General features: G+C 70.3%; 32 protein-coding genes and 1 tRNA gene. 13 read left to right on the top strand and 20 right to left on the bottom strand.

Features of this window, described 5'->3' with window-relative positions; all coding sequences use genetic code 11:
- Window positions 1-48: 48 nt before the first annotated feature.
- From L107_RS13420 to L107_RS13450, 7 genes are all read right to left on the bottom strand, one after another.
- Window positions 49-1,134 carry an outer membrane protein gene (locus L107_RS13420; RefSeq protein WP_159819617.1) on the bottom strand — a complete coding sequence of 362 codons (1,086 nt, stop codon included), beginning with the start codon at window positions 1,132-1,134 and terminating at the stop codon, window positions 49-51.
- 187 nt (window positions 1,135-1,321) lie between these two features.
- Complete coding sequence (hypA, locus tag L107_RS13425) at window positions 1,322-1,663, bottom strand: hydrogenase maturation nickel metallochaperone HypA (protein WP_159819619.1); 342 nt, start codon at window positions 1,661-1,663, stop codon at window positions 1,322-1,324.
- Window positions 1,656-2,105, bottom strand: coding sequence for a hydrogenase maturation protease (locus tag L107_RS13430; protein ID WP_159819621.1), 450 nt, complete (start codon window positions 2,103-2,105; stop codon window positions 1,656-1,658). Before L107_RS13430 ends, hypA begins: the two co-directional genes overlap by 8 nt.
- On the bottom strand, window positions 2,102-3,544 hold the full coding sequence (locus tag L107_RS13435; protein WP_159819623.1) for a Ni/Fe hydrogenase subunit alpha: 1,443 nt from the start codon (window positions 3,542-3,544) through the stop codon (window positions 2,102-2,104). Before L107_RS13435 ends, L107_RS13430 begins: the two co-directional genes overlap by 4 nt.
- A gap of 10 nt (window positions 3,545-3,554) precedes the next feature.
- Window positions 3,555-4,133, bottom strand: a complete 579-nt coding sequence (locus L107_RS13440) for an oxidoreductase (protein WP_159819625.1) — start codon at window positions 4,131-4,133, stop codon at window positions 3,555-3,557.
- A gap of 11 nt (window positions 4,134-4,144) precedes the next feature.
- Entirely contained in the window at window positions 4,145-4,864 is a 720-nt protein-coding gene (gene hoxU, locus L107_RS13445) for a bidirectional hydrogenase complex protein HoxU (RefSeq protein WP_159819627.1), read from the bottom strand.
- Window positions 4,864-6,489 carry a NuoF family protein gene (locus tag L107_RS13450; RefSeq protein WP_159819629.1) on the bottom strand — a complete coding sequence of 542 codons (1,626 nt, stop codon included), beginning with the start codon at window positions 6,487-6,489 and terminating at the stop codon, window positions 4,864-4,866. Before L107_RS13450 ends, hoxU begins: the two co-directional genes overlap by 1 nt.
- Before the next feature lie 181 nt (window positions 6,490-6,670).
- On the opposite strand from L107_RS13450, the gene L107_RS13455 reads away from it, so the two are divergent.
- On the top strand, window positions 6,671-6,907 hold the full coding sequence (locus L107_RS13455; protein WP_159819631.1) for a hypothetical protein: 237 nt from the start codon (window positions 6,671-6,673) through the stop codon (window positions 6,905-6,907).
- Here L107_RS13455 and L107_RS13460 read toward each other — a convergent pair.
- Window positions 6,889-7,416, bottom strand: coding sequence for an NAD(P)H-dependent oxidoreductase subunit E (locus L107_RS13460; RefSeq protein WP_236550695.1), 528 nt, complete (start codon window positions 7,414-7,416; stop codon window positions 6,889-6,891). The two genes, L107_RS13455 and L107_RS13460, sit on opposite strands and share 19 nt — an antisense overlap.
- Window positions 7,417-7,554: 138 nt before the next feature.
- On the opposite strand from L107_RS13460, the gene L107_RS13465 reads away from it, so the two are divergent.
- The 3 genes from L107_RS13465 (at window position 7,555) to L107_RS13475 (ending at window position 10,280) form a co-directional block, all read left to right on the top strand.
- Entirely contained in the window at window positions 7,555-7,701 is a 147-nt protein-coding gene (locus L107_RS13465; RefSeq protein ID WP_159819633.1) for a hypothetical protein, read from the top strand.
- A gap of 128 nt (window positions 7,702-7,829) precedes the next feature.
- Window positions 7,830-9,806 carry a bifunctional diguanylate cyclase/phosphodiesterase gene (locus tag L107_RS13470; RefSeq protein WP_159819635.1) on the top strand — a complete coding sequence of 659 codons (1,977 nt, stop codon included), beginning with the start codon at window positions 7,830-7,832 and terminating at the stop codon, window positions 9,804-9,806.
- 60 nt (window positions 9,807-9,866) lie between these two features.
- A complete protein-coding gene (locus tag L107_RS13475; protein ID WP_159819637.1) occupies window positions 9,867-10,280 on the top strand; it encodes a VOC family protein in 414 nt (137 codons plus the stop codon).
- Between the two features lie 30 nt (window positions 10,281-10,310).
- Here the strand turns inward: L107_RS13475 and L107_RS13480 are convergent, their stop codons facing one another.
- From L107_RS13480 to L107_RS13495, 4 genes are all read right to left on the bottom strand, one after another.
- On the bottom strand, window positions 10,311-10,484 hold the full coding sequence (locus L107_RS13480; RefSeq protein WP_159819639.1) for a hypothetical protein: 174 nt from the start codon (window positions 10,482-10,484) through the stop codon (window positions 10,311-10,313).
- A 181-nt stretch (window positions 10,485-10,665) separates the two neighbouring features.
- The gene (locus tag L107_RS13485) at window positions 10,666-11,349 is read right to left on the bottom strand and encodes a DJ-1/PfpI family protein (RefSeq protein ID WP_159819641.1); all 684 of its coding nucleotides are present in this window, start codon (window positions 11,347-11,349) and stop codon (window positions 10,666-10,668) included.
- A gap of 335 nt (window positions 11,350-11,684) precedes the next feature.
- Window positions 11,685-12,419, bottom strand: a complete 735-nt coding sequence (locus tag L107_RS13490) for a DUF2459 domain-containing protein (protein WP_159819643.1) — start codon at window positions 12,417-12,419, stop codon at window positions 11,685-11,687.
- A tRNA-Leu gene (locus L107_RS13495) sits at window positions 12,419-12,502 on the bottom strand. Before L107_RS13495 ends, L107_RS13490 begins: the two co-directional genes overlap by 1 nt.
- A gap of 41 nt (window positions 12,503-12,543) precedes the next feature.
- Here L107_RS13495 and L107_RS13500 point away from each other — a divergent pair.
- The 5 genes from L107_RS13500 (at window position 12,544) to L107_RS13520 (ending at window position 15,095) form a co-directional block, all read left to right on the top strand.
- Window positions 12,544-12,783, top strand: a complete 240-nt coding sequence (locus tag L107_RS13500) for an NAD(P)H-quinone oxidoreductase subunit L (protein WP_159819645.1) — start codon at window positions 12,544-12,546, stop codon at window positions 12,781-12,783.
- A gap of 3 nt (window positions 12,784-12,786) precedes the next feature.
- On the top strand, window positions 12,787-13,122 hold the full coding sequence (locus L107_RS13505) for a DUF3007 family protein (protein ID WP_159819647.1): 336 nt from the start codon (window positions 12,787-12,789) through the stop codon (window positions 13,120-13,122).
- 62 nt (window positions 13,123-13,184) lie between these two features.
- The gene (gene trpA / locus L107_RS13510; RefSeq protein ID WP_159819649.1) at window positions 13,185-14,030 is read left to right on the top strand and encodes a tryptophan synthase subunit alpha; all 846 of its coding nucleotides are present in this window, start codon (window positions 13,185-13,187) and stop codon (window positions 14,028-14,030) included.
- Window positions 14,031-14,141: 111 nt separating this feature from the next.
- Window positions 14,142-14,780 carry a DUF938 domain-containing protein gene (locus tag L107_RS13515; RefSeq protein ID WP_159819651.1) on the top strand — a complete coding sequence of 213 codons (639 nt, stop codon included), beginning with the start codon at window positions 14,142-14,144 and terminating at the stop codon, window positions 14,778-14,780.
- Window positions 14,781-14,828: 48 nt separating this feature from the next.
- Window positions 14,829-15,095, top strand: a complete 267-nt coding sequence (locus tag L107_RS13520) for a YciI family protein (RefSeq protein ID WP_159819653.1) — start codon at window positions 14,829-14,831, stop codon at window positions 15,093-15,095.
- Between the two features lie 12 nt (window positions 15,096-15,107).
- On the opposite strand, the gene L107_RS17045 is transcribed toward L107_RS13520, so the two are convergent.
- Window positions 15,108-15,560, bottom strand: coding sequence for a c-type cytochrome (locus L107_RS17045; RefSeq protein ID WP_370515492.1), 453 nt, complete (start codon window positions 15,558-15,560; stop codon window positions 15,108-15,110).
- Window positions 15,557-15,919, bottom strand: coding sequence for an AbrB family transcriptional regulator (locus tag L107_RS13530; protein ID WP_015110844.1), 363 nt, complete (start codon window positions 15,917-15,919; stop codon window positions 15,557-15,559). Before L107_RS13530 ends, L107_RS17045 begins: the two co-directional genes overlap by 4 nt.
- 103 nt (window positions 15,920-16,022) lie before the next feature.
- On the opposite strand from L107_RS13530, the gene L107_RS13535 reads away from it, so the two are divergent.
- Entirely contained in the window at window positions 16,023-16,499 is a 477-nt protein-coding gene (locus L107_RS13535; RefSeq protein WP_159819655.1) for a GNAT family N-acetyltransferase, read from the top strand.
- A 20-nt stretch (window positions 16,500-16,519) separates the two neighbouring features.
- Window positions 16,520-17,086 carry a Nif11 domain/cupin domain-containing protein gene (locus tag L107_RS13540; RefSeq protein WP_159819657.1) on the top strand — a complete coding sequence of 189 codons (567 nt, stop codon included), beginning with the start codon at window positions 16,520-16,522 and terminating at the stop codon, window positions 17,084-17,086.
- On the opposite strand, the gene L107_RS13545 is transcribed toward L107_RS13540, so the two are convergent.
- The 5 genes from L107_RS13545 to L107_RS13565 form a co-directional block, all read right to left on the bottom strand.
- Window positions 16,977-17,513, bottom strand: coding sequence for a phosphate-starvation-inducible PsiE family protein (locus L107_RS13545; RefSeq protein ID WP_159819659.1), 537 nt, complete (start codon window positions 17,511-17,513; stop codon window positions 16,977-16,979). The two genes, L107_RS13540 and L107_RS13545, sit on opposite strands and share 110 nt — an antisense overlap.
- Entirely contained in the window at window positions 17,513-17,779 is a 267-nt protein-coding gene (locus tag L107_RS13550; RefSeq protein ID WP_159819661.1) for a hypothetical protein, read from the bottom strand. The genes L107_RS13545 and L107_RS13550 overlap by 1 nt, the downstream gene beginning before the upstream one ends.
- 91 nt (window positions 17,780-17,870) lie before the next feature.
- Entirely contained in the window at window positions 17,871-18,212 is a 342-nt protein-coding gene (locus tag L107_RS13555; protein ID WP_159819663.1) for a hypothetical protein, read from the bottom strand.
- A gap of 9 nt (window positions 18,213-18,221) precedes the next feature.
- Entirely contained in the window at window positions 18,222-18,659 is a 438-nt protein-coding gene (locus L107_RS13560) for a YkvA family protein (protein WP_236550696.1), read from the bottom strand.
- A 97-nt stretch (window positions 18,660-18,756) separates the two neighbouring features.
- Window positions 18,757-19,677, bottom strand: coding sequence for a sigma-70 family RNA polymerase sigma factor (locus L107_RS13565; protein ID WP_015110837.1), 921 nt, complete (start codon window positions 19,675-19,677; stop codon window positions 18,757-18,759).
- A gap of 219 nt (window positions 19,678-19,896) precedes the next feature.
- Between L107_RS13565 and L107_RS13570 the strand changes: the two genes are divergently transcribed.
- Together L107_RS13570 and L107_RS16400 are read left to right on the top strand one after the other, a co-directional pair.
- Entirely contained in the window at window positions 19,897-20,385 is a 489-nt protein-coding gene (locus tag L107_RS13570; protein WP_094584798.1) for a DUF2214 family protein, read from the top strand.
- On the top strand, window positions 20,385-21,209 hold the full coding sequence (locus L107_RS16400; RefSeq protein WP_201295899.1) for a peptidase: 825 nt from the start codon (window positions 20,385-20,387) through the stop codon (window positions 21,207-21,209). Before L107_RS13570 ends, L107_RS16400 begins: the two co-directional genes overlap by 1 nt.
- On the opposite strand, the gene L107_RS13580 is transcribed toward L107_RS16400, so the two are convergent.
- Window positions 21,170-21,976: a metal ABC transporter ATP-binding protein gene (locus L107_RS13580; protein ID WP_159819665.1), complete on the bottom strand. Its 807-nt coding sequence runs from the start codon at window positions 21,974-21,976 to the stop codon at window positions 21,170-21,172. The genes L107_RS16400 and L107_RS13580 overlap by 40 nt on opposite strands.
- Between the last annotated feature and the right edge of the window lie 79 nt (window positions 21,977-22,055).

Here is a 22,055-nt window from a genome sequence, read left to right on the forward strand (position 1 = left end):
GGCTAGGCACGACGCTCCGACGGGGCCGTGGCAACGACCGCCACGTGATCACCAGAGACCGCGAATGGGTTCGGGGGCCGGTTCGGGCTGGAAGACCGGCGCGGGAGCCGGTGCGGGCTGCATGATCGGTTCCGGCTCCGGGGTGGGAGCGGGAGCGGCCGCCACCGGGCGGGCACCGAAGCGATAGCGGAAGCCGATCTTGCCGCCGAAGCTGTTGAAGGCGTCGAAGGTCAGGTTCTCGGAGGAATAGCCGCCAGCACCTTGATAGACCCCCTCCAGGTAGACATCGGAGTTGTAGCTCATGGCGTAGCTGACACCCACCTTGGCCTGCCAGCCGAACAGCCCCTTGTTGACGCTGTTGGTGGGGAAGCCATTGAGGCTGAAACTCGGGGTGCTCAGGTTGGTGTACCCGATGCCACCGCCGATGTAGGGCGTCCAGCGGCTGTTGGTCTCGATGTCGTAGTAGAGGCTGGCCAGCACATCGTTCTTGTTGATGATGCCGGAGACGTTGTTGGTGAAGGGCACGATGCCGAAGGCACCGAAGCCGATCGGATTGGCGGCACCAACGGCATTGAGGCTGGCCCGGCTGTAGCCGTAGGTGAGCTCGGCGCGCAGGGCGCCGAAGTCGTAACCGACGCCGACGTCGCCGGAGAAGCCACCACCGAGGTCAAGCTTGGTGGAGTTGTTGTTGCCGAAGTTGAACAGCAGCGGCGTGAAGAAGGGTGAAACGAGCGTGCCGTTGCTGTTGACCGTCTGGTCGCTGGGGGTCTGGGCACCGGCGCCGATGGTGAGGTACCACCCCTTGGCGGAATAGACCTCCTTCACCACCGGCTGGGGGTAGGTCTGGGCGATGAGGGTGGCCTCAGCCGTGGCGGCCTGGGGAGCGGCGACGGGAGCGACAGCAGGATCAGCAGCGTCCTGGTTCGCCGGGACCGTGCCCATCAGGCTCGGATCCTGGACAGGGATTTCAGCGACGGGAGCCGGCGCGGGAATGGGCTCGGAGATGGACTCCGGCACCGCCTCGGAGCGACCATCGGCGGGTCGGACGTCCGCCATCGCGGCGCCGCCGAACAGCAGACCGCCGGTGGCGGCGACGCCCACGCTGCGCTGAACGATTCTGGTGATCAATGTCATGGTGGTTACGCCTCTCTTTCCTATGCCACTCAACGCCAGCGAAAAAGGGAAATCGTCATTCATGGACAGCGAAAGGCCTGGCACAGAGTGATGAAAAAGCGAAATCTTGCGCAAATTTACATTTCATTTCCAGACGGTGATCGGTTCGGGCGGACAGGCAGGGCTCCCCCTAGACCCTGCAGCCGCGTCAGGCGATCTCCATCGAGGCCAGCTGCAGCTCCCGGCCCCGCAGCAGTTCCCGGCTGATGCGGCCGCAGCGTGGGCACTCGCAGCAGCCATCGTGCGCCGTGAAGGGCTGCTCACAGGCCGCGCAGAAACACGCCGCCTCCACCGCCTCGATCTCCAGCCGGGAGCCGGCGGCGAGGGTATCCGCCATCACCACCGTGTGGGCCAGGCGCAGGGCCTCGATCTCCACCCCCGCCAGGCTGCCCACCCGCAGGGTGATGGCGGTGATGCGGCCGGCCCCATGCAGGGCGGCCTGCTCCAGGACCTTCTGCCGCACCGCGTCCATCAGGCTGAGTTCATGCATGGGACGGCGGTATGCCCCGCAGCCAGCCCCGCAGCAGCCGGCGCGCCCGGGGCAGCTGGCGCCGCAGCTGCGGGGAGAAGCACTCGCCCCAGGAGAAGTCGAAGGCGGGCACCAGCAGCTCGTGGGCCGGCACGCAACGGTCGAACAGCTGCTCGGCCAGGGCCAGCAGCCGGGCGGGCGCCACCCGGTGCGTGTCCCGCTCCCAGCCGTCTGAGGCCAGCAGGGGCCGCAGCAGGCAGCGGCTCCGGGGCGGCGCCAGCCAGGCATCGACGATCAGCAGCCGCTCGGCGGCCGCCACCGCCTCGGCCAGTTCGGGGGTGAGCTGGTGGCGCTGCAGACCCAGGCCCTCCACCAGGTGCCAGCCCACCCCGTCATCGCCCCTCAGGGGGTTGCCGATGCCGATCAGCAGCGCGCCTCCGGTGCCGGCGCCGGCGTCGCTCATCCCCGCAGGCGCTCGGCCAGCACCGTGCCATCGGCGGCCAGCAGCTGCAGGCGCAGGGGCATCTGGCCGGCGGCATGGGTGGAGCAGGAGAGGCAGGGGTCGAAGCAGCGGATGCCCGCCTCCACCCGGTTGAGCATCGCCTCGGGAATCTCGGTGCCGGCGGGCACCGGATCGGGGATGTACTCCCGGGCGATCTGGTGCACGGTGCGGTTCATCGCCAGGTTGTTCTGGCCGGTGGCGATGATCAGGTTGACGCTGGTGAGCAGGCCGTCGTCATCCACCTTGTAGTGGTGGAACAGGGTGCCCCGGGGCGCCTCGCTGACGCCCACCGCCTCGTTGCGGTTGAGGGAGGCCCGCAGCCGGATGCGGCCATGCATCAGCTCGGGATCCTGCACGAGGATCTCGATCGCCTCCAGGCAGGCGACGATCTCCACCAGGCGGGCGTGGTGGTAGGCGAAGCTCGAGGTGACGGGCTGGCCGCTGCGCTGGCGCAGCTCCGCCAGCTCCCGGTCAGCCCAGGGGGTGCCGACGCTGTCGCAGACGTTGAGCCGCGCCAGGGGGCCCACCCGGTAGATGCCGTCGGGATAGCCGAGGGGTTTGTAGTAGGGGAACTTGAGGTAGCTCCAGGGTTCCACCGCCTCGCCCAGATACTCGGCGTAGTCGTCCTCGCTGAGCTGGTCGGCGACGATCGCCCCTTTCGCATCGCGGAAGCGGATGCGCCCCTCGATGTGCTCCCAGAGCCCGCTGGGGGTCACCAGGCCCATGAACAGGCTGGGGAAGTCGCCGAAGACGCGCTGCTCCCTCTGCAGCGGGCCATCGAGCAGCTTCTTGTAGAGCTCCAGGGCCAGGGTCACGGTGGCGCGGGCCTCCGGCAGGCGTCCCAGGATCCAGTCCTTCGCCTCCTGGCTCAGGGGGGAGCGCACGCCCCCGGGCACCGCCCAGGCGGAGTGGATCCTGCGGCCGCCCAGGAGCTCCAGGATCTGCTGGCCGAACTGGCGCAGGCGGATGCCGGCGCGGGCGAGGTCGGGGTCGGCGGCCATCAGACCGAAGACATTACGTTTGGCCGGATCGCTCTCCCAGCCCAGCAGGAAATCGGGGCTGCTGAGGTGGAAGAAGGAGAGGGCGTGGGACTGGGTGAGCTGGGCCAGGTTGAGCAGCCGCCGCAGCTTGTCGGCCGCCGGGGGAATCGAGAGGGCCAGCAGCTTGTCGCCGGTCTTGGCGGCCGCCAGCAGGTGGCTCACCGGGCAGATGCCGCAGATCCGGGCCGTGATGCCGGCCATCTCGGTGAAGGGCCGGCCCTCGCAGAACTTCTCGAAACCCCGGTACTCCACCACATGGAAGCGGGTGTCGGTGAGGTGGCCGGCGTCGTCGAGGTGGAGGGTGATCTTGGCGTGGCCCTCGATGCGGGTCACCGGGTCGATGAGAACGGTGCGGGTCATGGGGAGGTCCTCATCCGAAACGCAGCATGGCGGCCCCTTCCATCGCCGGGCGCTGCCCGGCCAGCAGGGGGGTGATCGCCTCCCGGATCCGCTCGGCGGAGGGGGGACAGCCCGGCAGGTAAAGGTCCACGGGGATCACCTCGTGCAGGGGCAGCACCCGGGGCAGCAGCTCGGGAACGATGCCGGGGGCGAAGGGCAGCTGGCCGGTGGCGTCGGCCAGCTCCAGGTAGCCGCGCTCCAGCACCGCCTTGGCGCTGTCGTGGCCGGCATCGAGCAGGTTGCGCAGGCCCGGCACGTTGGCGGTCACGGCGCAGTCGCCGAAGGAGATCACCAGGCCGGTGCGCTCCCGCACCTGCAGGGCCAGCTCCAGGTTGTCGACGTTCGCCACCGCCCCCTCCACCAGGGCGATGTCGACGGCCTCGGGGTAGGTCTTGACGTCGGTGCCCACCGGCGAGAACACCACATCCACCTGCTCGGCCAGGTCGAAGAGGAACTCGTCGAGGTCCAGAAACGACATGTGGCAGCCGGAGCAGCCCGCCAGCCAGACGGTGGCGAGGCGCAGCTTGGCGGCGGGGGGGGAGGGGGTCATGGTGGGGTCGGTCACTGGTTGTGCCAGCGGTGCTGGTCGCGGGCGGCACGCAGCAGGGCGGGCAGGCCGGCGTCGGGCTGCTTCTCGGCGGTGGTGTCGGTGTTGCGGAACAGGGCGCCGGTGGGGCACACCTCGACGCACTTGCCGCAGGAGGTGCAGGCCTGCACCTGGCCCCAGGGCTCATCGAGGCCGGCGACGATGTGGCAGTGGCCGCCGCGGCTGCCGATGTCCCAGACATGGGCGCCCTCGATCTCGTCGCACACCCGCACGCAGCGGGTGCAGAGGATGCAGCGGTTGTGGTCGAGGCTGAACTGGGGGTGGGAGGCATCCACCGACCGCTGGGGGTACTGGTAGGGGAAGCGGGAATGGTCCATGCCCACGGTCACGGCCATGTCCTGGAGCTCGCAGTGGGTGTTGGCCACGCACACGGCGCAGACGTGGTTCCCCTCGGCGAAGAACAGCTCCACCGCCATGCGCCGGACCTCCCGCAGCTGGGGCGTATGGGTGTGCACCACCATCCCCTCAGCGGCGGCGGTGCTGCAGGCGGGCAGCAGTTTTCCTGACCCTTCCACCTCCACCAGACAGAGCCGGCAGGAGGAGACCGGACTGAGGCCGTCGAGGTGGCAGAGGGTGGGGACGTCGGCCGCAGCCGCCCGGGTGGCCTCCAGCAGGCTGGCCCCCGCCGGCACGGCCACGTCCTGGCCATTGACGTTGAGGGTGATGACCGCCATCAGCGCACCTCCCCCGGGGCGCCGCAGAGCGCGGGCTCCCGGCAGGCGGCCTCGTATTCGTGGCGGAACCAGCGCAGGGTGCTGAGCACCGGATTGGGGGCCGACTGGCCCAGGCCGCAGAGGCTGGTGACCTTGACCATCCGGCAGAGGGCATCGAGGCGTTCCATGTCCTCGGGGGTGGCGCGGAGCTCCACGAAGCGATCCAGCAGCTGGGCCAGCTGCACGGTGCCGGCGCGGCAGGGGATGCACTTGCCGCAGCTCTCGTTCACGCTGAAGCCCATGAAGTGGCGCGCCACCTCGGGCATGGAGGTGCTCTCCCCCATCACCACCATGCCGCCGGAGCCCATCATCGAACCGAGCGCCAGCAGGCTCTCGTAGTCGACGGGGGTGTCGAGCCGCTCGGCTGGGATGCAGCCGCCCGAGGGCCCCCCCGTCTGCACCGCCTTGATCGGTGAGCCGTCGGGCACCCCGCCCCCGATCACCTCCACCACGGTGCGCAGGGGGGTGCCCATCGGCACCTCCACCAGGCCGGTGTTGACCACCGCCCCGGAGAGGGCGAACACCTTGGTGCCCTTGCTGTGCTCGGTGCCCATGGCGGCGTACCAGTCGCCGCCCTGGCGCAGGATCGCCGGCACGGCGGTGAAGGTCTCGACGTTGTTGATCAGGGTGGGCGCCCCCCAGAGGCCCGACTGAGCCGGGAAGGGGGGCCGGGGCTGGGGCATGCCCCGCTGGCCCTGGATCGAGAGCAGCAGGGCCGTCTCCTCACCGCAGACGTAGGCGCCGGCCCCCACCCGCACCTCCAGCCGCAGGTTGAAGGGGGTGCCGTGGATGTCGTTGCCCAGCAGGTGCCGGCTGCGGGCCTGCTGCAGGGCCAGCCGCAACCGCTCGATCGCCAGGGGATACTCCGCCCTCACATAAACGAAGCCCCGCTCGGCACCGACGGCGTAGGCGGCGATCGCCATGCCCTCGATCAACCGGTGCGGATCGCTCTCCAGCACGCTGCGGTCCATGAAGGCGCCGGGGTCCCCCTCATCGGCGTTGCAGACCACATAGCGGGGGCCGGGGGGCTGCAGGGCCACCGTGTCCCACTTCAGGCCCGTCGGGTAGCCGGCGCCGCCCCGACCGCGCAGGCCGCTGCGGCGCACCTCGTCCCGCACCTGCTCGGGGCTGAGCTCCTGCAGGACCCGCTGCAGCTGGGCGTAGGTGCCGAACGCCAGGGCGTCGTCGATGGATTCGGGATTCACCTGCCCGCAGCCCTCGAGCACCACGGGCCGCTGCAGGGCGAAGAAGGGACCCTCCAGATCAAGGCGATGGGCCGCCAGGGGATCCGCCCTGGACGCCGGAGCGGTGTCCCCGGATCCAGCGGCGGCGAGGGCGTCCGCGATCAGGGCCCCGGCCAGCTCGGGCGGGAGCCCGCCGAAGAGCCGGGTCCGACCGGGCCGGTCGCAGGCCACCAGGGGGCCGCTGCCGCACTGACGCAGGCAGCCCACCGGCTTGATCGTCAGCGCGGAGGCCTCCAGACCGGCGGCATCACGGGCGACCTCCAGGGCGGCGCGCAGGGCCTGGCTGCCGGCGGACCGGCAGCCGCTGGCATCGCAGCAGCGCACCTGCACAGGGGAGGGCATGGAGGACCGGAAACGCCTGATCTTCTGTTAGCCAGGAAATGGCCGGGGCGCCGTTCACCGGCCCTTGGCGCCCCGGGCGATGGCGTCGTCCGTGGCGGGCAGGGGGGTGTTGGCCGGGACGAGGCCATTGGTGTAGAGCACCTGACGGATCTGCTCCAGCATCGGAGGCTGTGAGTTCCTGGTGCTGCTCTGGGATCAGCCGCTCGAATCGGCCCGCACCACGGCGGAACAGATCCGCCGGGTCGTGAACGAGATGGCCCTGCCTGCCGGACACACACCCTCCCCCGGGCTGGCGATGAACGCGGGGGTCAGCCTGCTGGCGGCCAGCGACGCCAGCGGCCAGGCCATGCTCTCGCGGGTGGAACTGGCCCTGAACCAATCCAGGGATCTGGGGGCCAATCAGGTGGTGGTGCGCTGAGGCAGGCCGGCGGCCGCCAGCCGCGCCTCCAGTTCCTCAGGCTGGTCCACCGGCAGCCGGGTCACCAGCTCCCCGTCCACCACCAGCACCGGCGCCTGGCCGCAGGCCCCCAGGCAGCTCACGTGCTGCAGGGCCCAGACACCGTCCCCGACCGGGTCATCGAGCCGCACCCCGAGTCGCTGCTCGATGCGGGCGGCCACCTGTCCCCCTCCTTTGACGTAGCAGGCGGTGCCCAGGCAGATGGCGCACCGGTGGGCGGTGGGGGGCTCCAGACGGAAGAGGTGGTAGAAGCTCGCCACGCCATGGACGCGACTCAGGGGCAGCCGCATGGCGACGGCCACCACCCGCAGGGACTCCGGCGAGAGATAGCCGTGGATCTCCTGCACCTGGTGCAGCACCTCGATCAGGGCATCGGCACGGGCCCCGTGGCGACGGACCACCTGGACGATGCGCGGATCGTCGTCGCCCGCGGCGGCGGTCGGGATGGCTGTGGCGGCGGAGCGGGTCATGCCTTGGGTCTCCCTCGCCTTCTTGCTAGCCACCGCTGCGGCGTTGGTCAGCTCCGCATTCGCTGCACGGCCGCCGCCAGGAGTGCGGCACGCAGGGGAGGCTTACCTATAATCATTCTTACCGTGGACACCTGGGCCATGACCCCCCTCCTGCGACAGGTCCAGCTTCAGGCGGCGATGTTGGCCATGGCCCTGCTGTTCGCATCGGCGACGCTGGCCTGTGAGAAGCACCTCAAGGGGCACCAGAACAGCGCCGAGACCCAGGCGGAAGGCCTCAGCCGCTGAGGCCTGCAACCACCGACAGACCGGTGGGATCGGCGGCTCCGTGATTGTCAGCTTCATTCGTCAGTCACCACCATTTGGTTTCTCTTCAACGTCGCTATCGATCACGGTTAGCCGTCCTGGCTGCTGCCTTGATCGGCCTCTTTCTGGTGGATCTGCTCCTGTCGAGGCGCCTGGGAATCAGCCTGTATCCGTACTACTGGGTCCCCGTCGTTCTCGCGGCCCTGTTCGCCACGCCCCGCCAGGTGGGCTGGTTCACGAGCCTGGCGATCATCCTGACCGTCGTCTGGTCCCTCCTCTCTCCCCAGGCCACCAGCGTGAAGCTGCTGCTGCGGCTGGCCGGCCTGATCGGGATGGCCTGGGTCGCGATGCACCTGTCCCGGGAACTGCGGGAGAAGGAACGCAGCAACCGGGAGCTGAAGGATCACTACCAGCTGCTGGCCGAGAACGCCCCCGACGTGGTTCTCAGCAGTGATCGGCAGGGACGGATTTCCTGGGTGTCCCCCTCCGTGCGGCAGCTGCTGGGCCACGACGCCCGCGACCTCAGGGAGCGGAGCATCGCCGAGCTGGTGCTGGAGCCGGACCGCGCCCGCCTGGATCGGGCCATCGGCCAGGTTCTCCAGGGCCAGAACAGTGGCTGCGATCTGCGCTTCCGTGCCGCCGACGGCGACGGCCGCTGGATCTCCATGGCCCTGCGGCCGGTGCAGGGGCCCGACGGCGCGGTGAGCGGCATGGTGGGCAGCTGGCGTGACATCCAGGGCGAGGTGGACGCCCGTCTGGCGGAGGAGCGCACCAAGGCGGCCCTGGCCGCCTCGGAGGAACGGCTGCGGCTCACGATGGAGAACACCTCCACCGGCATCGCCCTGCTCGACGCCGAGGGCCATGTGCTCTCCATCAATCCCGCCGGCGGCGGGCTGCTCGATCGGAATCCGGCCGACCTGGAGGGGCTCACCTGGCCGTCGTTCTCACCGCCGCAGGACCGGGACAGCGAAGCCCCGCTGATGGCGGAACTGCTGGAGGGTCGGCGCCGCTGCTACCGGCTGCGCAAGCGCATCCTGCAGGGGGAGCGTCCCCCCCTGTGGGTCGACTGCAGCGTGTCCTGCTGCCGCCGGCCCGATGGAAGCCTGGCCTTCGTGATCGCCCAGTTCAACGACGTGACCGACATGGTGCAGGCGGAAGCCGCCCTGGCCACCTCGGAGCAGCGCTACCGACTGCTGGCGGAGAACTCCAGCGACGTGGTGCTGCTGATCAAGGAGGGGCTGGTCAGCTGGATCTCGCCTTCGCTCACCTCGATGCTGGGCTGGCGGCCGGAGGACTGGATCGGCCATCCGCTCAGCCGCTTCATCCCCGCCGACGAGCATCCGGTGCTGGAGCGGGACCTGCGGACCCTGGCCGCCGGCGGCACGGTGGTGCGCCGGCTGCAGGCCCTGTCCCACGACCACAGCCATCGCTGGGTGGAGCTGCATGCCAGTCCCCATCGGGATCCCCAGGGCCGGCTCGACGGCATCGTCGGCTCCTTCCGCACCGTGGACCAGGAGGTGGCCGCCGAGCGGGAACTGGCCCGCCGGGCCTGCACCGATGAACTGACCGGCCTGGTGAACCGCCATGAGGCCCTGGAGCGCATCACCGCCATCGCCGGCCGGGTGCTGCGCAAAGGGGACGCCACCGCCGTGCTGTTCTGCGATCTCGACAACTTCAAGGAGATCAACGACACCTTCGGCCACGTACCCGGCGACGAACTGCTCCGGACGGTGGCCTCCCGGATCCGCACCGGCCTGCGCAGCGGCGATATGGCCGCCCGCATCGGCGGGGACGAGATGGTGGTGGTGCTGCAGGGGGTGCGGGGGCTGGGCGATGCGGTGACCATCGCCGAAAAGCTCCGCCGGGCCGTGGCCGAGCCGATCGCCACCAGTGCCGGCAGCCTCTCGATCACCCTCAGCATCGGGGTGACCATGGTGCGGCCGGGGGAAAACCCGGACGAGATCATCTCGAGGGCCGACCATGCCATGTACCGGGCCAAGCAGACCGGCCGCAATCAGGTGCTCCCCTTCAGCGACCACACGGACAGCGCCGAAGGACGCAGCGTCACCTGGCAGCCGGTGCTCTGAGTTGCTGCTCCTGCAGGCATGACGTAGACCGATTTCTGCGCCAAGAGGACCAGGAACGCCATGGGCAGCATCAGGATCGCCGGCATCGACCATGTGGTGCTGCGCTGCAGGGATCTGAAGCGGATGGAGCGCTTCTACACCGATGTGCTGGGCTGCACCGTGGTCCGACGCAATGAACCCCTGGGCCTGATCCACCTGAAGGCCGGCAGCGGCCTGATCGATCTGGCGGCGGTCGATGGGGAGCTTGGCCGCCGGGGAGGGGCGGCGCCAGGGACGGAGGGGCACAACCTCGACCACATCTGCCTGCGGCTCGAGCCCTTTGACGAAGACGCCCTGCGGGCCCATCTGCGCCATCAAGGCATCGATGCCGGCCCCCTCCATCACACCTTCGGTGCCGAAGGGGTGGGCCCGGCCCTTTACCTGCAGGATCCGGAGGGGAACAGCATCGAGATCAAGGGTCCGCCAGAACACTGATCCCGGAGCCCTTCCGGGCTCCGGGTGGATTCAACCGCGCCAGGTGGGCAGCCCGCCGTGGACCAGGGTGCCGCGGTGGCGCCAGAGGGCCGCCGCACTCACCTCAATGCCGTGCCGCTGCGCCAGATCGGCAGCCGCCTGAGGCGAATCCGATGTCCGCAGAGCGGCGGCGAAAACCGGATCGCGCAGGGCCCGTTCCTTCACTCGGTGGAGGGCTTCAGTGGCGTTGGCATGGGCGTTGGCATGGGCAGGTGCTGCAGCAACGCTGCGGGATGTTTCGTTGCGGGATGGTTGACAGGTTGCCATGGGATTTCCTCCTCTCTTTCCTTGAGCCTAAGGCGTCGGATTGATCAGCAAGGTAAGTGCAAACACCCATCCCTTCGCTTCATGATGTCTTGAAATAAGCGGATCCATGGCCGCTGCTGGCCGCATGGCCATACACCTTCGAAGCCGGGAAATATTCCGACTCCAGTTGTACGTTTGCAGCGGCATCGTCCCCCGCGGTTTCTGCAATGAACGCCAGCATCAGATCGATGCCCGAGGAGATACCGGCCGCGCTCCAGATGGCCCCGTCCCGGGTGAAGCGCTCCTCCACCACCTCCACGTCGCCAAGGGCCCGCAGGCGATCAAGGGAGGCCCAGTGGGTGGTGGCCCTGCGGCCGCCGAGCAGGCCGGCGGCCTGCAGCAGGAAGGCACCGGTGCAGACCGAGAGCAGGGCGCGGCAGCCGGCCGACTGGCGACGGAGGAAGGCGATCAGCTCGGGATTGGCCACCTCGGTGCGGGTGCCCTGGCCACCCGGCACCAGCAGCACATCCAGCGGGGGAGCGGTGGCGAAGCTGGCGTGGGGCAGCAGCACCATCCCCTTGGCGCAGGTGATCGGGGCCTCCCCCTGGCCGATCATCAGGCACTGTTCAGGGCCACCGGGCTGGCGCGCCCACAGGGCGGCCATCTCCCAGGGTCCGACGGCATCGAGTTCCTCCACCCCTGGAAACAGCAGGATCCCGAAGCTGCCGATCCTGGGGGCGGCCAGGCTGGCGGTGGCGCTGCCGGTGGGCGGCTCTGGCGACATCAGCGACGGGCCCCCTGGCTCTCGAAGCCAGCCCAGTGTCCCACCACCGGCGCAAAGGAAGCTGTCCTGGCCTCAGCCCAGCAAGGCCCGCCCGCTGGCCGGGCTGTCGTCGGGGCTCTGGTCGCGGTCGGTCGGGGTGTTGACCGTCATGGTGGTGAAGAGGCGCCGGCAGCCCAGGGCAAGGACGGCGGCATGGCAGGCCTCGACACGGGGCCGAGGGGATCACCAGGTGCCGATGCTGAACAGCAGCTGCAACAGGGCGAAACCGGCCAGACAGGTGGCGGCCAGCAGGGGTGCGACATGTGCCAACTTCGGGATCCCACGATGACGTCGGTCTAGGCCGGGCGGTGCGGCAGGGAAAGGCCGTGGGACCGCCGGGTGTGGAGAGCCACAGACACAGTTGGAGATGAACTTTTGTCCGGCTCGGCGACGGGCCGGAAGCCGAGCAGGCGCCCAGGCACCTGGGAAGCCAACACCACCCCGGTGGCTCCGGTGGCGAGGCCGGCCTCCTGGAGCCGCCCCACGGTCCAGCCGTTGCAGTTGCGGGTCCAGAGATAGGTGCCATGGGCCGGGACGAACCGGCCCCCCTGGCCGGGCCGCCGTGGCAGGGCGGGGAGGCGCCCGCCGTCGCGGTCGCGCCGGGCGCTGCGCTCCAGGGCGCCCAGCAGGGCCTGCAGGGTGGGGGCCTCCACCTGTCGCTCCCAGGCGGCGACCGCACCCGACAGCCGCGGCGGATCGGGATGGCCGGCGAGGAAGAGCACCGCGTCGGTGGGCAGGAACAGGGCGCCCACCAGGGCCAGCGGGCCTCGCTCTCCCCCGTGGAAGTAGCGCCGGTCGCCCCAGGCGAACTCCAGGAACGGCGCCGCTTCGGCCCCCGGAGGACCAAGCCTCCAGCCGGGGGGCTGCTGCAACACGATCGAGGTGTGGTGGCCCCAGTCCGCCACCAGCACCCTGTAGCGTCCCGGCGGTGGCTGGGACAGCCGCACCAGGGGGGCCCGGGGCTCGGGCACGACGGCGGCGTGCAGCCATGGCCGTCCCACCAGCTCCAGCAGGACCGAAAGCAACGGCATGGGGGCAGGGGGACTTGAACCCCCACAGCCTTGCGGCCTGCGGATTTTAAGTCCGCTGCGTCTACCAGTTTCGCCATGCCCCCGTGGCTAGATCCTAGATTCGCCCCACTTCGCGACCTCCCTGGTGGCCCTGAGCAGCCTGCCGCTCGACACCCTGCTGGTGATCGGCGCCTACCTGGCCCTGGCCGGTGCCTATCTGCTGGTGGTGCCCCTGGCCCTCTACTGGTGGATGCACAAGCGCTGGTACGTGATGGGCAAGATCGAGCGCACCGCCGTCTACGGGCTGGTGTTCCTGTTCTTCCCTGGGCTGATCCTGTTCGCCCCCTTCCTCAACCTGCGCATGGCGGGCCAGGGCGAGGCCTGAGCCGTGACCCGCACACAGGCGATCCTGCTGGGCCTGGTGGTGTTCGCCATCGGCGGGGGTGGCTACTGGGTGTTCCGCTCCAGCGGCCTGGAGGGCTTCTCCCCCGGCATCGCCGCCTCGGCGCTGCTCATGCTGGTGGTGCTGGGCTGGACCGCCAGCTACCTGCTGCGGGTGGTGGGCGGCAAGATGACCTACATGGAGCAGCGGCGCCGCTACCGGGCCGCCTATGACGCCGTCACCGACGAGGAGCTGCAGCGCAAGTTCGACGCCATGAGCCCCGAGGAGCAGGCGAAGCTGCTGGCCGAGGTGGGCCAGCTCCAGGCCGATGCCGAGATGTGAGCCCCCCGGCGGCCCCCGGTCGACCCCATAGGCTCAGGAACACCGTCCCGCCCTCCGGCCCGATGAGCGTCGCCGCCACCGCCGGCCCCAGCACCGCCCCCACCCTGATCCAGGAACGCTTCACCGCCCTGAGGGCCCAGGGGCGCTGCGCCCTGATGCCCTTCCTGATGGCGGGCGATCCCGATCTCTCCGTCACGGCCGCCAGCCTGCTGGCACTGCAGGCCGCCGGCGCCGACCTGATCGAGCTGGGCATCCCCTACAGCGATCCCCTGGCCGACGGCCCGGTGATCCAGGCCGCCGCCAGCCGTGCCCTGGCCGCCGGCACCACGCCAGGCCGGGTGCTGGAGATGCTGGCCTCCCTGCGGGGCCGGCTCAGCGTGCCGGTGGTGCTGTTCACCTACAGCAACCCCCTGCTCAACCGGGGCATGGACAGCTTCTGCCGTGAAGCGGCCGCCGCCGGCGCCGCCGGCCTGGTGGTGCCCGATCTGCCGCTGGAGGAGGCCCAGAAGCTCTCCGCCATCGCCGCCGGCCACGGCCTGGATCTGGTGCTGCTGGTGGCCCCCAACACCCCGGCCGAACGCATGGCCCGCATCCACGCCGCCAGCCGCGGCTTCACCTACCTGGTGAGCGTCACCGGGGTGACCGGGGTGCGCACCAGCCTGGAGGACCGGGTGGGTCCGCTGGTGGGGCGGCTGCGGGAGCTGGGCCCCACGCCGGTGGCCGTGGGCTTCGGCATCGCCACCGGTGAGCAGGCCTTCCAGGTGCGCCGCTGGGGCGCCGATGGCGCCATCGTGGGCAGCGCCCTGGTCCGGCGCATGGCCGCAGCCCACCAGAGCGGCACCGATGTGGCCGCCGATGCCGCCGCCTTCGTCGCCGAGCTGCGCACGGCCCTCGACCAGCCGCTCTGAGCCAGCCTCAGAGGGCAGGGGCGCAGGCGCCCAGGGCCAGCGCCAGCAGCAGGGCGGCGAACAGGGAAGGAACACGCATGGCCACGGGGCATCTGCCCCCATGATGGGCCGATGGACGTCGATGCCCTGCCGTTCTCGCCCGCCTGCCTGCGCAACCAGGAGCCGATCCTGACGCTGCTGCGCCGCTGGCTGGCCCCCGGCGGCCGGGTGCTGGAGGTGGGCTCGGGCAGCGGCCAGCACGCCATCCACATGGCCCGCCATCTGCCGGGGATCCGCTGGCAGCCGAGCGAGCGGCAGGAGGCCCTGGGGGGCCTGGCCGCACGCATCACCCTCGAGGGCGGCAACGCACTGGCCCCGGGGGCACAGGTGGCGGCTCCGCTGGTGCTGGATGTGACCCAGCCCGCCTGGCCCGTGGGCCCCTTCGAGGCCGTGTTCACGGCCAACACATTGCACATCATGCCGGCGGCGGCCGTGCCCCAGCTGCTGGCGGGCAGCGCCCGGGTGCTGGCGGCGGATGGCCTGCTGCTGATCTACGGGCCGTTCCGCTATGGCGCTCGCCACACCGCAACGAGCAATGAGGCCTTCGATGCCCACCTGCGCCAGCTGGATCCGGCCATGGGGGTGCGCGACGCCGAGGCGATCCAGCACGAGGCCGCCGGCCTGGGGTTGCACCTGCAGGCCGATGAGGCGATGCCCGCCAACAACCGGCTGCTGGTGTTTCAGAAGAACGCCGAGGGGCACCGGGGATGAAAGGCTGAGGGGCGTTCACCCCGACCCGGCGGCCGCCGCCGTTCGCCCATGAAATTCGTCCTCTGGGGCACCTACTGCTCCGATGTGCTCGAGCGCCGCACCCCGTTCCGGGAGGAGCATCTGGCCGGACTGAAGCGCCAGAAGGAGGAGGGCGTGCTGGTCACCCTGGGCCCCACGGCCGACACCCGCTTCGTGTTCGGCCTTTACGAGGCCGATGACCAGGAGACGGTGGAGAGCCTCGTCAAGGGGGACATCTACTGGCGGCAGGGGATCTGGACCGCCGTGGAGGTCCACCCCTGGATCCAGGCCTTCTGAACCCGCGGGGGATCAGGCCCGGGGCCAGCCGTCAAGGGCCTGCTGCCACACCCAGGCGGCCACCGCCTCCGGGCCGCCCTCGCCGAGGGACTGGGCATAGCCACCCATCTGGCCGATGCCACCGGCGGCGATGGCGGCGATGGCGTCCGGAGAGGCAACGCCGTTGCGCTCCAGGGCCGCCATTTTCAGGGTCTTGCCACGGCGGATGATGTTGCCCCCCTGGAAATGGCAGCCGGCGCAGTGGGCCAGAAACAGGGAACCGCCCGCCTCCAGAACGCTCACCTGGAGCACGCCGCCCTCGCTGACCTCCGCCTCAGGGCCGGGGGACGAGGACGAGGCCGTTGACAGGGGCGTTGACAGAGCGAAAGCCGCCCCGGGAAAGCCGAGGGCGGCCGGCGGCAGAACCAGGGCCAGGAGCAGCCACAGAGCCACCAGAAACGACACCAGCCGACGCCAGATGATCAATCTTCGTCGTCGGCGCTGCCGGCGGGGATCAGGCGGATCTGCTTGCGACCCAGCTTGATCTCGAACTCATCGCCGGGCTTGAGATCCAGCATGGCGGTGTAGGCCTTGCCGATGAGCAGATTGCCGTTGCCCTGCACCGTGGCAACATAGCTGAGCTTGCGCCCACCCTTGCCCACCTTGCCGGCCGCACCGAACTCGACCCCCTTGGCCTCGAGCAGGGCCTCGTAGAAGGCGGTGAAGTTCAGGCGCTCAGCGCCATCCTTCTTGGTGGAAACATAGCCACAGGCCCGAACGATCTCGGACTTGCCGACATCGCCGAGCTCCTTGACCTTGGCCAGCAATTCCGATCCAGTCAGCATGGTATGTAAGTGGAGACAGGTGTGAGGTTAGGTGTAAAACATACACCAGCGCGATCAGCCTTCCGCCGATAGCGGCCACCATCAATGCACAACCACCGCCTCGATGCTGCCGATCCGTCCGCTCCGTCCCGATGATTGCCAGCAGCTGATCGCCGTTTATCACGAAGCGGTCATCAGCCAGGCCGGGAACCTCTACAGCCCGTCGCAGATCGAGGCCTGGTCGCAACAGGCCGGTCGCAATGATGACTTCCGGTCGTCATTGCTACGCGGCCATGGGTTGGTGAGCACCACCCACCATGACGACACGATCATCGAGGCGTTTGCCCTTCTCGATCCCGTCGACCGGCTCGCCCTGCTCTACTGCCGGGGCCGCTCCAGTCGCCAGGGGCGGGCCAGCGCCCTGCTGGAGGCCCTGGAAGGGCACGCCCGCTCGCGGGGGGTGACTCGCCTGCTCACCGAGGCCAGCCAGCTCTCCCGGCCGCTGCTGGAGCGGCGGGGGTGGGTGGTGGACGCCGAGGAGACGGTGACGCTCGGCGGCGTGGCGTTCCTGCGCTGGCGGATGGGCAAGGATCTGCTCTGACGCCAGCCCACCAGCCCCCGATGGCCGAAGCCCAGCTGCAGCAGTTCCTGGAGAAGGTGCGCCAGCTCAACGCCTTCGTGGCCCTGAGCGAGGCCGACCCTGCCCTGCGCCAGGCCCTGCGGGACTGCGGCGACCACCATCAGGTGGTGGCCCTGGCCCGCTCCCGCGGCTTCGAGATCGGCCGCCGCTGGGGGGAGACGACGCCGGACGAGGGGCCCGCGACCGACGCGGTGGATGGCGGGGCCTCCCTGGTGCGGAGCCCCTGCCCGGCCGACGGGGAGGAGGTCACCACCGTGCTGCTGCAGACCCCCCAGCTGCGGCTGGAGCGGATCCACTCCTGCAACGCCCACAGCCCCGAGGGCTTCTGGTACGACCAGCGGGAGCATGAGTGGGTGGTGCTGCTGCAGGGGAGTGCCCGGCTCCAGTTTGCCGATGAGGCCGAGCCCCGCGCCCTCGCCTGCGGTGATGCCCTGCTGATCAGTGCGGGCCGTCGGCACCGGCTGCTGGCGAGTGACCCGCCGCCTGGAACGATCTGGCTGGCCCTCTTCTGGCCGGTGTCTGCCGCTCATCAGCCTCCCGCTCATTGACCTGGCGCACCATCCAGAAGGCCGCCGCCAGACAAACCACCGCCACCCCGAGGCCGACCACCAGCATCGGCTTGTTCTCGGCATTCGGAGGCAGCACGATCACCTTCCGGGCCACGGCGGTGATCGCCGTGAGCAGCACCAGCTCGATCTGCACCACATGGCGGCGCAGATAGGAGGTGATGTTCTGCAGCACCTCGATGGCGATCAGCAGGTTGAGCAGATCTCCCAGCACGGCGATGAGCCCCTGGCCCTCCCAGCGCACGCCGGGATTCGCCAGCTGCAGGAGCACGTCGAAGGAGAATTTGAGGGTGGCCACCGCCAGCACCAGGAACAGCACGGCGGCCAGCACCTTGGCCACCAGGCGCTCACCCCGGTCGATCAGGTGGAGGAAGGGCTTGTCCTGGAAAATCCGCTGCAGACGTCGCATCAGTTCTTGAAGGGCTGGAAGGTCGGCTGGGCCGGCGTGTCGCTGGGGGGGTTCTCAATCACCGTGTCGCAGCTGATGGAGCCATCCGGCCCGGTGACGCAGTTGGTGGGCTTGATCTGGGTTTCCGGGCCCACATTGCCACCGCGCTTGAGCAGGAAGGACTCCACCTGGGCCTGGGCCGCCGTGGTGACGACCAGACCGCTGACCAGGGCGGCGGCCCCCATGGACCAGGGAAGGGCGCGGCGGGAGACGGCGGAGGCGTTCATGGCGGTGGGGCGTCGGCTGGGGCCGCGGGTGCGTTGAGCCCCCACTCTGGAGGCTGGTCGCCTGACCCGCCAGCATGGATGGCCAGGCCGTTCAGGCCCCGCCGTCCGCCCGGATCTCCTGCAGCAGCAGGTCGAGCTGTCCCATCGAATCCTCGAGCAGGCCATCGTCTCCAGCGGGATCCGCAGCTCCGCCGGGCTGCTCGCAGAGCCAGCCGGCCTCGATGGCACAGAGCCGTTCCGCCAGACCGGCCGCCCCCTCGCGGCAGTAGGTGCGATGCAGTTCGTCGATCAGCACCGGCATGCGGATCGAACCGGCCCGCAGGGCCCGACGGAGGTCGGACTGGGTGCGGCCGCTGAGGCGCAACCAGTCCTTGAGGAGGCTCTGCAGCTCGTCGAGCTGCTCCGGGCTGAGGGTGGGGGCGGAGGCGGGCATCGCCGGACCCTACCCCTGCCGGCGGGACAGGGGAAACCAGCGGTCGAGCCGGCTCTGGGCCCGGGCGCGGATCGCCGGCGTCCGATGGGTGCTGCACAGCCCCAGCAGGGCGGTGAGGGCCACCATGTCGTCACTGAAGCCGGCCGCCGGGATGAAATCAGGGATCACATCGAGGGGCAGCAGCAGGTAGGTGAGGGCCGCCAGGACGGTCAGCCGCACCTGGGGCGGCGTGGCGCCATCGAGCAGCAGCTCCAGGCACTCGAAGGCCGGACGGGCGATGGTGCGGCCGGCCCGGCGCAGCAGGCGCACCAGCAGGGCCTCATCGACCACCGAGCTCTCGAGCACCTCGGCGTCGACGGGGTCCTGGCCGGCGCCACTCTGGTGAGAGGTGGCCTGGTCAGCAAAGGACTGGTCAGCAAAGGCAGTGGCCGAAGGGGCACCAGCCATGGCGATCTGCTCGGGGAGGGGAACACGCCACGGGAAGGGCGTCAGGTCATTCTGTGGGCCATGACCGGTGATGGACGAGGGACGGATCCCCCACCCTTCACTCCTCCACCAGGCCGCTCTCGATGCCGGTCTTGCGGAGCTTGCGCAGGGCCCGCTGCACCACCTGGCGGCAGTACTCGCGGCTGCACTCCAGCTGGCGGGCCACCTCGGCCAGGGTGCGCCACTCGTGGCTGCCGTCGAGCCCGAAGCGCAGCATCACCACCGTGCGTTCCTTGGGGGTGAGGTTGGACTTCTCCAGCAGCGTCCAGACCGAGGCGGTGCGCTCGGCCTGCTCGGCCCGCTCCATCGGCGCCGGCTCGTTGCTGGGCAGCACATCGACCAGCTCGGAGGGATCGGCCTTGGAGCGGACGGCCCCCTGCAGGCTCACGGTGACGCTGCGCAGCTCGCAGCCCAGCAGATCCTCCACCTCGGCCACGGGCAGCCCCATGGCGGTGGCCAGTTCGGCGGCGTTCGGGGAGGACCCGTGGGACTGGAGGTGGCGGGCCTTGGCGGCCCGCAGCCGGGTGAGTTTCTCGTTGACGTTGACCGGAATGCGGATCGTGCGGCTCTGGGTGGAGAGGGCGCGGTTGAGACCCTGGCGGATCCACCAGTAGGCATAGGTGCTGAAACGGTGACCGCGGGTGGGGTCGAACTTCTCGACCGCGCGGGTCAGACCGATCGTTCCTTCCTGGATGAGATCAAGCAGATCCAGGCCCTTGCCTTGATAACGCTTGGCGAGGTTGACGACGAGCCGGAGATTGGCTGTCACCATTTGCTGTTTTGCACGCTCCCCGTTGCGCAGGGTGCGCTTCTCAAGATCATCGAATTCGCAGGCCGGGCCGCTGCCACCGGCCTGGGCGCAACGTTCGTTGAGGCTCACCATCGCCTGCACTTTTCGCCCGAGGGTGAGCTCCTGCTCAGGGGTCAGCAGCTGGTGACGGCCGATCTCGCCGAGAAAGGCACTGAGGGAACTCGCCATGGAGCATCCGAATCGCTGTGTCGAACCTAGGGTTGTTTCTGGATGTTCCTGAAACGAACAGAAAGCCTTCAGTGTTCCGTTGCGGCTTCCACATACGACGCCCTCCAGCGTCCGTTGTTTCCATAATTTGTGCTGATTTCCTCTTTCCAGGGCCGCCCAGGGTTCCCGGTGAGCGGGAGGCAGCCGCTACCGTCCGGGGCGATCACCTGACTCCAGCCGATGGCCGGGCTTCTCTCCATCCCCTCCGAGGTGCTCTCCAGCGCCGGAGTGGCCTACGTCCACTACCTGAGCTTCATGGTCTGCTTCGGGGCCCTGGTGCTGGAGCGGCGCCTGATCCGGCCCGACCCTGACCGCAAGGACGCGATCCTGATGGTGATCACGGACGTGACCTACGGCCTGGCCGCCCTGGGGGTGCTGCTCAGCGGCATCCTGCGGGTGCTGTACTTCGGCCAGGGCTCCAGCTTCTACACCGAGAACCCCCTGTTCTGGTGGAAGGTGGGCACCTACCTGGCGGTGGGCGCCCTGTCGCTGTACCCCACCATCACCTACATCCTCTGGGCCATCCCCCTGCGCAAGGGGGAGTTGCCGAAGGTGAGCGAGGCCCTGGCCAACCGGCTGCGCTGGGTGCTGAACATCGAGCTGGCGGGCTTCGCCGCCATTCCCCTGATGGCCGCCCTGATGGCCCGCGGCGTCGGACTGGCGGGCTGATGGGCCGGCGCTGGCCGCTCCGGCTGGTGCTGGGAGGCGCCGCGGTGGCCCTGCTGCTGCAGGCGCTGCGGCTGCCGGCCCTGGCGGCCCCCGCTGCCCCCACCGGCCCCACTTGTGCCCCCGGCCGGGCCAGCCGACCGATGGAACCCAGCCCCCCTGCCGCCGCGACGCCGATCGCCACCGCGGCGGCGCCCGTCACCACCCCGGCCGGCGCCACCGACTACCGGCAAGCGCTGCGGCCGACGCCCCTGGGCTGGGCGCGGCTGGATCACTGGTGCGTCTGGGTGGAGCCGGCGGCCAGCGAAGGGCCCGCCCGGATGTGGGACGAGCGCTGGCTTGCCGCCGTGGAGCGGGCCCTGGGGACCTGGGGGCAGGAGCTGGCGATCACCCGGGTGGCGGATCCGGCGGCGGCCCAGGTGCGGATCCTGCGGCGCCGGCCGCCCCTGCTCAGGGGAGCCTCCGGCCGCACGCGGGCCAGCCACGGGCGGGCCGAGCTGGCGGTGCTGGCGGTGGACCGGGGCACGGGCTGGATCCTGGAGCCCCAGGTGCGGGTGCAGATCAGCCCGGGGCAGCGGCCCGAGGCCACCGAGGCCACAGCCCTGCACGAGCTGGGCCATGCCTTCGGGCTGTGGGGCCACAGCGACGACCCGGCCGATGCGATGGCGGCGGTGCCGGGGCCCCGGCCGGTGCTGGCGCTCAGCCCGCGGGATCGGGCCACCGTTCGCTGGCTCTACCGCCAGCCCAGCGACTTCGGCCGGCCCCTGCCGGCGGCAGCGGTGCCCGCTCAGGCCGGCGGGGCGTCCTCGGGGGGTGCGGGCCGCTGAGCAGGGTGCCGGTGGTGGTAGGGAACGAAGCCGAGGCCGTAGATCTGCTCGAGCCGGGAGGGGCTGAGGGCGTGGTCGGGGGTGCCGTGGCAGCGGAGGCTGCGGTTGAGGCAGAGCACGCCGTCGCAGGTGCGGCGCACCATCTCCAGGTCGTGGGAGACCTGCAGGATGGTCCAGCCCTCGCTGCGGCGGAGCTGATAGAGGAGGGTGTGGAACTGTTCGGCGGCGCGGGCGTCGAGGCCGGCCTGGGCTTCATCCAGCACCAGCAGGCGGCGGGGGCGCACCACGCAGGAGGCCAGCAGCACGCGCTTGAGCTGGCCGCCGGAGAGCTCCGAGAGCAGGCGGTCGGCCAGGTCGGAGCAGAGGGTCTTGCGCAGGGCGGCACGGACAGCGCTGCGGCGCTCTTCGCGGCCCAGCCAGGGCAGGGCCAGGCCCGGGGGATCCCAGCCCAGGCCGACGAACTCCGCCACGGTGAGCGGGAAGCGGCCGCGGGGGATCAGGGTCTGGGGCAGGTAGGCGAGGCGGGCCCGCAGCTCGCGCGGCAGCTGGCCGCGGCTGCCGAGGCTGCAGCCGAGGAAGCGCACCTCACCGGCCTGGCGGGGCAGGATGCCGAGGATGGCCTGCACCAGGGTGCTCTTGCCGGCGCCGTTGGGTCCCACCAGGGCCGTGTCGGATTCGGCCCGCAGCTGGAAGCTGACGTCATCCACGGCCGTGACTCCCTCGCGCCGCACGCTCAGGTGGCTGACTTCGAGAACCATTTCGGCCATTCCAGCAGCCTACCCAGAAGCCCCACGGCCGGCCGCCGCCGCCGAGAATGGGGCCTCAACGCTGCGCCCCTCCCCCCGC

Origin of the sequence: Cyanobium sp. Copco_Reservoir_LC18 (assembly GCF_009834675.1) — a bacterium.
Taxonomy (GTDB): domain Bacteria; phylum Cyanobacteriota; class Cyanobacteriia; order PCC-6307; family Cyanobiaceae; genus Cyanobium; species Cyanobium minutissimum.